General features: G+C 59.0%; 9 protein-coding genes. 7 read left to right on the forward strand and 2 right to left on the reverse strand.

Going from position 1 to position 11,867, the window contains the following annotated elements; all coding sequences use genetic code 11:
• The first annotated feature begins 43 nt into the window (after positions 1-43).
• The 6 genes from ACLH1I_RS17370 (at position 44) to ACLH1I_RS17395 (ending at position 8,509) form a co-directional block, all read left to right on the forward strand.
• Positions 44-451 (forward strand): YgiW/YdeI family stress tolerance OB fold protein, encoded by a 408-nt coding sequence (locus ACLH1I_RS17370; protein WP_023319161.1) that lies wholly within the window; start codon positions 44-46, stop codon positions 449-451.
• 77 nt (positions 452-528) lie between these two features.
• Positions 529-1,398, forward strand: a complete 870-nt coding sequence (locus tag ACLH1I_RS17375; protein ID WP_043520949.1) for a GyrI-like domain-containing protein — start codon at positions 529-531, stop codon at positions 1,396-1,398.
• Between the two features lie 120 nt (positions 1,399-1,518).
• Positions 1,519-3,777, forward strand: coding sequence for a DNA topoisomerase IV subunit A (gene parC / locus ACLH1I_RS17380; RefSeq protein ID WP_004205224.1), 2,259 nt, complete (start codon positions 1,519-1,521; stop codon positions 3,775-3,777).
• A gap of 191 nt (positions 3,778-3,968) precedes the next feature.
• The gene (plsC, locus tag ACLH1I_RS17385; protein ID WP_004205223.1) at positions 3,969-4,706 is read left to right on the forward strand and encodes a 1-acylglycerol-3-phosphate O-acyltransferase; all 738 of its coding nucleotides are present in this window, start codon (positions 3,969-3,971) and stop codon (positions 4,704-4,706) included.
• 83 nt (positions 4,707-4,789) lie between these two features.
• On the forward strand, positions 4,790-6,202 hold the full coding sequence (ftsP, locus tag ACLH1I_RS17390; RefSeq protein ID WP_004205222.1) for a cell division protein FtsP: 1,413 nt from the start codon (positions 4,790-4,792) through the stop codon (positions 6,200-6,202).
• A gap of 33 nt (positions 6,203-6,235) precedes the next feature.
• Positions 6,236-8,509, forward strand: coding sequence for a YgiQ family radical SAM protein (locus ACLH1I_RS17395; protein ID WP_072140373.1), 2,274 nt, complete (start codon positions 6,236-6,238; stop codon positions 8,507-8,509).
• Between the two features lie 86 nt (positions 8,510-8,595).
• Here the strand turns inward: ACLH1I_RS17395 and dkgA are convergent, their stop codons facing one another.
• Positions 8,596-9,423 (reverse strand): 2,5-didehydrogluconate reductase DkgA, encoded by an 828-nt coding sequence (gene dkgA, locus ACLH1I_RS17400; protein ID WP_048325746.1) that lies wholly within the window; start codon positions 9,421-9,423, stop codon positions 8,596-8,598.
• Between the two features lie 144 nt (positions 9,424-9,567).
• On the reverse strand, positions 9,568-10,731 hold the full coding sequence (yqhD, locus tag ACLH1I_RS17405) for an alcohol dehydrogenase (RefSeq protein WP_023319157.1): 1,164 nt from the start codon (positions 10,729-10,731) through the stop codon (positions 9,568-9,570).
• A 196-nt stretch (positions 10,732-10,927) separates the two neighbouring features.
• Between yqhD and ACLH1I_RS17410 the strand changes: the two genes are divergently transcribed.
• Entirely contained in the window at positions 10,928-11,827 is a 900-nt protein-coding gene (locus ACLH1I_RS17410; protein ID WP_023319156.1) for an AraC family transcriptional regulator, read from the forward strand.
• Positions 11,828-11,867 lie beyond the last annotated feature (40 nt).

Genomic DNA, 11,867 nt, shown 5'->3' on the forward strand with positions numbered 1-11,867 from the left:
CGGGCGTAATAGGAGCCATATCAACACGAAGGGAGAACACATCATGAAGAAAATTGCTGCGATGACCGCGATCGTTGCCCTGGTTTCCATGCCGGTGCTGGCTGCCGGACAGGGCGGGTATACCGGTCCTTCTGCGACCACGCCGGCAAGTTCAACCACCCAGGGCGGCGGCTTCACCGGCCCGAGCGGCGCGGTCACCACCGTCACCAATGTCAAATCGCTGCGGGACGATACCTGGGTGACCCTGCGCGGCAAAATCACCGAGCGCGTTTCCGACGATCTGTATAAGTTCCAGGATGCTACCGGAGTGATCAATGTCGATATCGACCACAAACGCTGGAACGGCGTCACCGTCGGCCCACAGGACACGGTAGAAATTCAGGGGGAAGTCGATAAGGACTGGAACTCGGTGGAAATCGACGTTAAACAGATCCGTAAAATCGCGCCATAAGTCTCCGTCGGATAAGCGCAAGATCGGTCAGGCATCGCTATCCTCGCTCTGTCAGAGTATGTCGCGAGGAGGAGACGATGAACGATATTAAGGCCAGCCCGGCGTATGTCGGGCGCTTTCAGCGCGTCTGTAGGTACATTGCGCACCATCTTGATGAGCCGCTGTCGCTGGAGATGCTGAGCGCGATAGCGCACAGTTCGCCTTACCATTTTCACCGGCAATTTAGCGCTTATACCGGCATTCCCTTGTACCGGTATATTCAGTGGTTGCGTCTGCGACGCGCCTGTTGGCGCCTGGCGTTCAACCCCCGCGATAAAGTCATCGATATTGCCCTTGATGCCGGATTTCAGAATGCGGAGTCGTTCAGTCGTGCCTTCCGTACCGCGTTTGACCAAAGCCCGACCCAGTTCCGTCAGCAACCGGACTGGGCCGAGTGGCATCGACGCGTACCGAAACATACGCTACAGGAGCAAACGTCGATGGACGTCAACATTATTTCGTTCCCCACCACCCGGATAGCCGTACTGCAACATCGCGGCAGCCCGGACCTTGTCAACGCCACCGCCGCGCGTTTTATCGCCTGGCGTAAAACGAGCGGATTATCGCCCATCGCCACCTGCGATACCTGGGGGATCGCCTGGGACGATCCGCAGACCACCCCGCAGGGGGAATTTCGTTTTGACATCTGCGGTACGGTCGCACGGCCGGTCGGTGAAAACGCCTTTGGCGTGATTAACGGCGAAATCCCCGGCGGACGCTGCGCCGTCGTGCGCCATCACGGCTCGCTGGACACGCTGGCGAACAGCGTTTGGTTTCTCTATCGCGACTGGTTACCCGCTTCAGGCGAGACGTTACGGGATTTTCCGGTGTACTTCCGTTACCTCAATTTTGTCCATGAGGTGGCTGAGCATGAGCTGCAAACCGATATTTATCTGCCGCTGGCCTGATTAAGGTGACGGAATCCTCAACCGATCTCACGGCCTGTGACTCAGGGCGTGAGATCGGGTATTATCGCGGGTAGTTTTGCCGTCCGAACGGTCGGTACCCAGATTGAGGATCCACGATTAATGAGCGATATGGCAGAGCGCCTTGCGCTGCATGAATTTACGGAAAATGCTTACCTGAACTACTCCATGTACGTGATCATGGACAGGGCATTACCGTTTATTGGCGATGGCTTAAAACCGGTCCAGCGTCGCATCGTCTATGCGATGTCCGAACTGGGGCTGAACGCCAGCGCCAAATTCAAAAAGTCCGCCCGCACCGTCGGCGACGTGCTGGGTAAATATCACCCGCACGGCGACAGCGCCTGCTATGAAGCGATGGTGCTGATGGCGCAACCCTTCTCCTATCGCTATCCGCTGGTGGATGGCCAGGGGAACTGGGGGGCGCCGGACGATCCGAAATCCTTCGCCGCCATGCGTTACACCGAATCCCGCCTGTCGAAGTATGCCGAGCTGCTGCTCAGCGAGCTGGGGCAGGGGACGGTCGACTGGGTGCCAAACTTTGACGGCACGCTGCAGGAGCCGAAAATGCTGCCGGCGCGCCTGCCAAACATCCTGCTCAACGGCACCACCGGCATCGCGGTGGGCATGGCGACCGATATTCCGCCGCACAACCTGCGTGAAGTAGCGAAAGCGGCGATTACGCTGATTGAGCAGCCGAAAACGACCCTCGACGAACTGCTGGATATTGTCCAGGGGCCGGATTTCCCGACCGAGGCGGAGATCATCACTTCGCGGGCGGAAATTCGCAAAATCTACCAGAACGGACGCGGCTCTGTGCGCATGCGCGCGGTGTGGAGCAAAGAGGACGGCGCGGTAGTGATCAGCGCGCTGCCGCACCAGGTCTCCGGCGCCAAAGTTCTGGAGCAAATTGCGGCGCAGATGCGCAATAAAAAGCTGCCGATGGTGGATGACCTGCGCGACGAATCGGACCACGAAAATCCGACCCGTCTGGTGATCGTCCCGCGCTCCAACCGGGTGGATATGGAGCAGGTGATGAACCATCTGTTCGCCACCACCGATCTGGAGAAGAGCTACCGCATCAACCTCAATATGATCGGTCTCGACGGCCGCCCGGCGGTAAAAAACCTGCTGGAGATCCTCAGCGAATGGCTGGTGTTCCGTCGTGATACCGTACGTCGCCGTCTGAACCACCGGTTAGAGAAGGTCCTTAAGCGCCTGCATATCCTCGAAGGTTTGCTGGTGGCGTTCCTTAATATCGATGAAGTCATTGAGATCATCCGCACGGAAGATGAGCCGAAGCCAGCTCTGATGTCGCGCTTTGCCATCAGCGAAACCCAGGCGGAAGCGATTCTGGAACTGAAGCTGCGCCATCTCGCCAAACTGGAAGAGATGAAGATCCGCGGCGAGCAGAACGAGCTGGAAAAAGAGCGCGATCAGCTGCAGGCGATTCTGGCCTCTGAACGTAAGATGAACAATCTGCTGAAGAAAGAGCTGCAGGCCGATGCCGATGCTTTCGGCGACGATCGCCGCTCGCCGCTTCACGAGCGTGAAGAAGCGAAAGCGATGAGCGAGCATGACATGCTGCCGTCTGAGCCGGTGACTATCGTTCTGTCGCAGATGGGCTGGGTGCGCAGCGCCAAAGGGCACGACATTGACGCCCAGGGCTTAAGCTATAAGGCGGGCGACAGCTGGAAAGCCTCGGCGAAGGGCAAGAGCAACCAGCCGGTGGTGTTTATCGATACCACCGGGCGCAGCTATGCCATTGATCCGATTACTCTGCCCTCGGCGCGTGGCCAGGGTGAGCCGCTGACCGGTAAGCTCACGCTGCCGCCGGGCGCGACCGTGGAACATATGCTGATGGAAGGCGACGATCAGAAACTGCTGATGGCCTCCGACGCCGGCTACGGTTTTGTCTGCACCTTTAACGATCTGGTGGCGCGCAACCGCGCCGGTAAAGCGTTGATCACCCTGCCTGACAACGCGCATGTGATGCCGCCGCTGGTCATTGAGGACGAGTCCGATATGCTGCTGGCCATCACCGCCGCCGGGCGGATGCTGATGTTCCCGGTCAGCGATCTGCCGCAGCTGTCGAAAGGCAAGGGCAACAAAATCATCAACATTCCCGCGGCGGAAGCCGCCGCCGGACAGGACGGTCTCGCACATCTGTTTGTCCTGCCGCCGCAGAGTACGCTGACCATTCACGTCGGCAAACGGAAGATCAAACTGCGTCCGGAAGAGCTGCAAAAAGTCACCGGCGAGCGCGGCCGCCGCGGTTCGCTGATGCGCGGGCTGCAGAAAATAGACCGTGTTGAAATTGACTCGCCGCGCCGCGCCGCGGCAGGCGATAGCGAAGAGTAAGCGCTTCTCCTCCCGTCTTTGACGGGAGGAGGCGAAAAAATGCCGCAAAATCGTTGTTTATTCAGGCGTTGCGATTAACAATGTCCATCATCAGGGACCCAGGAAGAACGGTCCCGGCCTGCGCAGAACTCGTGAGCCTGCCTTCTGCCAGCAGCGAATAATTCTAAGAGGTTTGGGTTTTAGAGGTAGCTATGCTATTCATTTTTCGAGTAATTTTCGTGGTCATTTATTGCATCGTGGTGTGCATACTTGGCTGTCTGTACTGCTTGTTCAGCCCGCGTAATCCAAAACACGTTGCCACTTTCGGCCATCTGTTTGGCCGCTTATCCCCGGTGTTTGGCCTCAAGGTGGAGCTGCGCAAACCTGCCGACGCGGAAAGCTATGGCAACGCGATCTACATCGCTAACCACCAGAACAACTATGATATGGTGACGGCGTCTAACATCGTGCAGGCCCCGACGGTTACCGTGGGGAAAAAGAGCCTGCTGTGGATCCCGTTCTTTGGCCAGCTGTACTGGCTGACCGGTAATCTGCTGATTGACCGTAATAATCGAACCAAAGCGCACGGCACCATTGCCGAGGTCGTTAACGCCTTTAAAAAGCGTAAAATTTCGTTCTGGATGTTCCCGGAAGGGACCCGCAGCCGCGGCCGCGGTCTGCTGCCGTTTAAAACCGGCGCCTTCCACGCGGCTATTGCCGCCGGCGTGCCGATTATTCCGGTGTGTGTCTCGAATACATCGAATAAAATAAAGCTCAATCGCTGGAACAACGGTCTGGTGATTGTGGAAATGCTGCCGCCGGTGGATACCAGCCAGTTCGGTAAAGACAACGTGCGCGCGCTGGCGACGCATTGCCGCGAGCTGATGGCCGCCAAAATCGCTGAGCTGGACAACGAAGTGGCCGAGCGCGAAGCGGCCGGCAAGCAATAAGACAGGAAACGCCGCCACCGCGCGCGTATTGCTGGCGGGAAACGAATTCCCTTTTTCATTTGTCAGTATGTCATGGAGTTAATATGTCACTCAGTCGGCGTCAGTTTATTAAGGCTTCCGGCGTAGCGCTGTGCGCTGGCGCCGCGCCGCTGAAGGCCCATGCCGCCGGCCAGCAGCCTGCGCTGCCGGTTCCGCCGCTGCTGGAATCCCGTCGCGGTCAGCCGCTGTTTCTGACGCTGCAGCGTTCGCACTGGTCGTTTACGCCAGGCACCCGCGCCCCCGTCTGGGGGATCAATGGCCGCTATATGGGGCCGACGATCCGCGTCTGGAGCGGAGACGACGTCAAGCTTATCTACAGCAACCGTCTGACAGAGAACGTCGCGATGACCATCCGCGGCCTGCAGGTGCCGGGCCCGCTGATCGGCGGCGCGGCGCGCATGATGTCGCCGAACGCCGACTGGGCGCCGGTGCTGCCGATCCGCCAGAGTGCGGCGACGCTGTGGTACCAGGCCAATACGCCGAACCGGATGGCGAAGCAGGTCTATAACGGTCTGGCCGGCATGTGGCTGGTGGAGGATGAGGTGAGCAAGAACCTGCCGATCCCTAACCACTATGGCGTCGATGACTTCCCGGTGATAATTCAGGATAAACGGCTGGATAACTTCGGCACGCCGGAATATAGCGAACCGGGCAGCGGCGGCTTCGTCGGCGACACGCTGCTGGTCAATGGCGTGCAGAGCCCCTATGTCGAAGTGTCGCGCGGCTGGGTGCGACTGCGCCTGCTGAACGCCTCCAACTCCCGGCGCTATCAGCTACAGATGAGCGATGGCCGACTGCTGCATGTCATTTCCGGCGACCAGGGGTTCCTGCCGGCGCCGGTTTCGCTCAAGCAGCTGTCGCTGGCGCCGGGGGAACGGCGTGAAATCCTGGTCGATATGACCAACGGCGATGAAGTGTCCATTACCTGCGGCGAAGCGGCGAGCATTGTCGACCGTATCCGCGGCTTTTTTGAACCGTCCAGCATTCTGGTCTCCACGCTGGTGCTGACCTTGCGCCCGACCGGGCTGCTGCCGCTGGTCACCGACAGTCTGCCGGTGCGTCTGCTGCCGACCGAGCTGCTCTCCGGTACGCCGATCCGCAGCCGGGATATCACCCTCGGCGACGATCCAGGGATTAACGGCCAGCTATGGGATCCGCAGCGTATTGATATTACGGCGCAGCAGGGGACCTGGGAGCGCTGGACAGTGCGCGCCGACCGCCCGCAGTCGTTCCATATTGAAGGGGTGATGTTCCAGATCCGTAACGTCAACGGTTCGACCCCTTTCCCGGAAGACCGCGGCTGGAAGGACACCGTGTGGGTCGACGGGCAGGTCGAACTGCTGGTCTACTACGCCCAGCCGTCGTGGCCGCACTTCCCGTTCCAGTATCTGAGCCAGACGCTGGAGCTGGCCGACCGCGGTTCGATTGGCCAGATGCTGGTGAATCCTGCGCCATAATCTCTTCGACCCTGGCCGGCATACGGTCAGGGTTTGAGAAAATCCTCCTTCATTTCCACTATCATTCCGGCTTATAATCCACGCCCTTTTGGTTATTTTTTTATCATTTTCCCCGGAAGCAATATGAGCGCAATATCCCTGATCCAACCGGATCGTGACCTTTTTTCCTGGCCGCAATACTGGGCTGCCTGTTTCGGCCCTGCGCCATTTTTACCGATGTCGCGTGAAGAGATGGATCAACTTGGCTGGGATAGCTGCGACATTATTCTGGTGACCGGCGACGCCTACGTCGACCACCCGAGCTTCGGGATGGCCATCTGCGGCCGTATGCTGGAAGCGCAGGGGTTCCGCGTGGGGATCATCTCCCAGCCGGACTGGAACACCAAAGACGACTTCATGCGTCTGGGCAAACCGAACCTGTTCTTCGGCGTGACCGCCGGCAACATGGACTCGATGATCAACCGCTACACCGCCGACCGTAAGCTGCGTCATGATGACGCTTACACCGCCGGCAACGTGGCGGGCAAGCGTCCGGACCGCGCCACCCTGGTCTACACCCAGCGCTGTAAAGAGGCGTGGAAAGATGTGCCCGTGATCCTCGGCGGCATCGAAGCCAGCCTGCGCCGTACCGCCCACTATGATTACTGGTCCGATACCGTGCGCCGCTCGGTGCTGGTGGACTCCAAGGCCGATATGCTGATGTTCGGCAACGGCGAGCGTCCGCTGGTGGAAGTGGCTCATCGCCTGGCGATGGGCGAAACCATCGATCAGATCCGCGATGTGCGCAATACCGCCATCATGGTGAAAGAGGCCCTCCCGGGCTGGAGCGGCGTTGACTCCACCCGTCTGGATACCCCGGGCAAAATCGACCCCATCCCGCACCCGTATGGTGAAGATCTGCCGTGTGCAGACAACAAACCGGTGGCCCCGAAAAAAGCCGAGGCTAAAGCCGTTGTCGTGCAGCCGCCGCGGCCAAAACCGTGGGAAAAGACCTATGTGCTGCTGCCCTCCTTCGAGAAGGTGAAAGGCGATAAGGTCCTGTACGCTCACGCCTCGCGCATTCTGCACCATGAAACCAACCCCGGCTGCGCCCGGGCGCTGATGCAAAAGCACGGCGAGCGCTACATCTGGATCAACCCGCCGGCAATCCCGCTCTCCACCGAAGAGATGGACAGCGTTTTCGCGCTGCCCTACAAGCGCGTGCCGCATCCTTCCTATGGCGATGCGCGCATCCCGGCGTATGAGATGATCCGCTTCTCTATCAACATCATGCGCGGCTGCTTCGGCGGCTGTTCGTTCTGCTCGATCACCGAGCACGAAGGACGCATTATCCAGAGCCGTTCTGAGGATTCGATCATCAATGAGATCGAAGCCATTCGCGACACGGTGCCGGGCTTTACCGGCGTGATCTCCGATCTCGGCGGACCCACCGCCAACATGTATATGCTGCGCTGCAAATCGCCACGAGCCGAGCAGACCTGTCGCCGTCTCTCCTGCGTCTACCCGGATATCTGCCCGCACATGGATACCAACCATGAGCCGACGATCAACCTTTACCGTCGCGCCCGCGAGCTGAAGGGCATCAAGAAGATCCTTATCGCCTCCGGGGTACGCTATGACATCGCGGTCGAAGATCCGCGCTATATTAAAGAGCTGGCGACCCACCACGTCGGCGGCTATCTGAAGATCGCGCCGGAGCATACCGAAGAGGGCCCGCTGTCGAAGATGATGAAGCCGGGAATGGGCAGCTACGACCGCTTTAAAGAGCTGTTCGACACCTATTCGAAGCAGGCGGGTAAAGAGCAGTATCTGATCCCGTACTTTATCTCCGCCCACCCGGGGACCCGTGATGAAGACATGGTGAACCTGGCGCTGTGGCTGAAGAAGCACCGCTTCCGTCTCGACCAGGTGCAGAACTTCTATCCGTCGCCGCTGGCGAACTCGACCACCATGTATTACACCGGCAAAAACCCGCTGGGCAAGATCGGCTATAAGAGTGAAGAGGTGGTGGTGCCGAAGGGCGATAAACAACGCCGTCTGCACAAAGCGCTGCTGCGCTACCACGATCCGGCCAACTGGCCGCTGATCCGTCAGGCGCTGGAGGCGATGGGCAAGAAACACCTGATTGGCTCTCGTCGCGACTGCCTGGTGCCGGCGCCGACCCTGGATGAGATGCGCGAAGCGCGTCGCCAGAACCGTCATACCCGCCCGGCGCTGACCAAGCACACGCCGATTGCGCATCAGCGTTCTAACGGTGGCGCAACGGCGAAAAAGCCCGTCAAACGGGGTAAAGTCGCCGGGCGTTAAGCCTGACTTTGCGCCCGGCTGCGTTTCGCTGGCCGGGTGGTTTCTCAAGCCGGGCACGCATCAGCGCAGCCCGGCTTTTTTACCTGTTATCCGCCGAACTGATCCGGGTCAGGACCCAGACGCTTGCCCTGATCCAGCTTCGCAATCTCACCCAGCTCCTCTTTATCCAGGCGAAAATCCCAGACGTTAAAGTTTTCAGCGATGCGCGACGGCGTGACGGATTTCGGGATCACCACCAGACCGCTGTCTAGATGCCAGCGGATGACAATCTGCGCCGGCGTTTTACCATATTTATCAGCCAGCTGATGGATGACTTTCTGATCGAAGACGCCCTTACCGCCCTGGGCCAGCGGGCTCCAGGATTCGGTCTGGATCTTGTGGGTGGCGTTCCAGGCGTGCAGCTGCCGCTGCTGAAGCAGCGGATGCAGCTCTATCTGGTTGATCACCGGCGCGACGCCGGTTTCATCAATCAGCTTCTGCAGATGCGGCACCTGGAAATTACACACGCCGATGCTCTTCGCCAGCCCCTGCTGCTGCAGCTCAATCAGCGCCTGCCAGGCCTCGACGTAATGGCCGATAGCCGGCACCGGCCAGTGGATTAAATAGAGATCCACATAGTCCAGTTTCAGCTTGCTGAGACTCTCTTTCAGCGCCTCGTGCGGCCGTTTTTGATCGTCGTTCCATAGCTTGGTGGTGATGAACAGCTCATTGCGATTGACGCCAGCGCTTTGCAGCGCGTTACCGACGCCAGCCTCATTTTGGTACGCGGCGGCGGTGTCAAAAGAGCGATAACCGACTTCCAGCGCCTTATGAATGGCGGAGACGACTTCCTCGTTGCCAGCTTTCCACACGCCGAGACCCAGCTGCGGCATCAGGTTGCCGTCGTGTAGTTTTATAACGGTTGGATGTGTCATGCCTTCCTCCTGTTAATGAACTCGGCGAAGCAGGATCCGCCGAGGGGTAGCATTAAGTCTGGACGAAATAGCTAAAAACGGTAGTAAAAACACCCCTCCCCGACGTTTGTTTAACGTAAGGAGAGGTGAATCAGGCGGGGTAACTTAGCGGGCAGCCTCGTAGATACGGCGGCTGACGTCAAGGGTGATATCCTGATGCTCGCCCAGTTTGGTCATGCCGTGCTCTTCCAGTTTCGCCAGCAGCGCCGGGATGGAGCTCCCGTCGAGACCGTAATCGGAAAGGCGGGTCGGCACGCCCATCTGCTCGAAGAACTGGCGCGTCGCGGCGATGGCGGCATCGATACGCTGGTCGTCGGAGCCCTCGGTGATATGCCACACGCGCTCAGCATATTGCAGCAGCTTGTCGCGCTTGGTATCGCGCTTCTCATTCCACAGCGCCGGCAGAACGATAGCCAGCGTCTGGGCGTGATCGAGACCATGCATCGCCGTCAGTTCGTGGCCAAGCATATGCGTTGCCCAGTCCTGCGGCACGCCAGCGCCGATCAGGCCGTTCAGCGCCTGGGTCGCGGCCCACATAATGTTGGCGCGCACGTTATAATTTTCCGGCTCCTGCAGCGCTTTCGGGCCATCCTCGATCAGGGTCAGGAGAATGCCTTCGGCGAAGCGGTCCTGAATTTTGCCGTCAACCGGGTAGGTGACGTACTGTTCGACGGTATGGACGAAGGCGTCAACCACGCCGTTGGCGACCTGGCGCGGCGGCAGGGTATAGGTGTAGACCGGGTCGAGGATCGCGAACTGCGGCTGAACGTGCGAAGACATAAACGCGCGTTTGTCACCGGTAGTTTTCCGCGAAATCACCGCCCCTTTGTTTGATTCAGAACCGGTCGCCGGCAGAGTGAGAACCGAGCCCATTGGAATGGCGCTGGCGATCTTACTGCCATAGGTTTCCAGAATTTCCCACGGATCAATGTTGGCGTCATAGTGGGCTGCTGCCGCGATAAATTTGGTGCCATCCAGCACCGAACCGCCGCCGACCGCCAGCAGGAAAGTGACCTTCTCTTCGCGGGCGAGCTTCACCGCATTCATCAGGGTTTCGTAAGACGGGTTCGGCTCGATGCCGCCAAATTCAAGGACGTCCAGGCCATTCAGGGCGGTCAGTACCTGATCCAGGACGCCCGTTTTTTTCACGCTGCCGCCGCCGTAGGTGATCAGTACGCGAGCTTCCGCCGGGATCTGTTCACGCAGCTTTTCAATCGCGCCTTTGCCAAACAGAATGCGGGTTGGGGTATGCAGGTCAAAATTATTCATTGCTTGGGTCCTCCAAAGAGTAAAACTGCCGACAGGGACGATACCGCTGCCCGATGACGGTTATTGTGGTCCTCGCGCCGTTGCCCCTCAATGCACATTTCTGCCTATGTCTTGCCTATTTCTCCATATGGCTGGAGAATCCGCGGCGACCTGCGCACAATATATAGGTGAAGAAACATCGGGAGAGACGGTGGCAATGCAACACGCAGAGATATGTCGGACACTGACAGAGAAGGTTAACCAGCTGAAAGATAAGCACGAAATGTTAAGTTCGCTGCTACCTGACGTTCGCCTGCTGTACGGGACGCAGCCGGGACCGCGGATGCCGGTGATGTACCAGCCGGGGATCGTTTTTCTCTTTTCTGGCCATAAAATTGGTTATATCAATGAGCGGACGTTTCGCTACGATACAAACGAATATCTACTGCTGACCGTACCGCTGCCCTTCGAGTGCGAAACCTTTGCCACCCCGGAGGTGCCCCTGGCCGGGATGCGCCTGAACGTCGATATCCTGCAGCTGCAGGAGCTGCTGATGGACATTGGCGAGGATCCGCTGTTTCAGCCCGCCGTTGCCTCCAGCGGGATAAACTCCGCAGTGCTTTCGGAGGACATCTTGTGCGCTGCTGAACGGCTGCTCGACGTGATGGAGCGGCCGTTGGACGCGCGGATCCTTGGCAAGCAGATCGTCCGTGAAATCCTCTACTATGTGCTGACGGGACCCTGCGGCGGCGCGCTGCTGGCGCTGGTCAGCCGGCAGACCCACTTCAGCCTGATTAGCCGCGTGCTCAAGCATATCGAGAGTCAGTACACCGAAAACCTCAGCGTCGATCGGCTGGCGGCCGAAGCGAATATGAGCGTGTCGGCGTTTCACCATAATTTTAAAGCGGTGACCAGCACTTCGCCGCTGCAGTATCTGAAAACCTACCGTTTGCACAAGGCGCGCATGCTGATGATCCATGACGGCATGAAGGCCAGTGCGGCGGCGATACAGGTGGGCTATGAAAGTCCTTCCCAGTTCAGCCGCGAGTTTAAGCGCTACTTCGGGATGACGCCCGGGGAAGACGCCGCGCGTATTCGTATGATGCAGGGGATGTAAGACCGGGGGAGGGAGCAGGCCGGGCGGGCGCAGCCCCCCC

The organism is Klebsiella sp. 1SOBk10mer, assembly GCF_046602535.1.
In the GTDB taxonomy this organism is placed as follows: domain Bacteria; phylum Pseudomonadota; class Gammaproteobacteria; order Enterobacterales; family Enterobacteriaceae; genus Klebsiella; species Klebsiella quasipneumoniae.

Excerpts from the sequence above, each read along its gene's own strand:
- ftsP (WP_004205222.1), top strand. The coding sequence starts at position 4,790 with ATGTCACTCAGTCGGCGTCAGTTTATTAAGGCTTCCGGCGTAGCGCTG.
- plsC (WP_004205223.1), top strand. The coding sequence starts at position 3,969 with ATGCTATTCATTTTTCGAGTAATTTTCGTGGTCATTTATTGCATCGTG.
- parC (WP_004205224.1), top strand. The coding sequence starts at position 1,519 with ATGAGCGATATGGCAGAGCGCCTTGCGCTGCATGAATTTACGGAAAAT.
- yqhD (WP_023319157.1), bottom strand. The coding sequence starts at position 10,731 with ATGAATAATTTTGACCTGCATACCCCAACCCGCATTCTGTTTGGCAAA.
- dkgA (WP_048325746.1), bottom strand. The coding sequence starts at position 9,423 with ATGACACATCCAACCGTTATAAAACTACACGACGGCAACCTGATGCCG.
- ACLH1I_RS17410 (WP_023319156.1), top strand. The coding sequence starts at position 10,928 with ATGCAACACGCAGAGATATGTCGGACACTGACAGAGAAGGTTAACCAG.
- ACLH1I_RS17375 (WP_043520949.1), top strand. The coding sequence starts at position 529 with ATGAACGATATTAAGGCCAGCCCGGCGTATGTCGGGCGCTTTCAGCGC.
- ACLH1I_RS17370 (WP_023319161.1), top strand. The coding sequence starts at position 44 with ATGAAGAAAATTGCTGCGATGACCGCGATCGTTGCCCTGGTTTCCATG.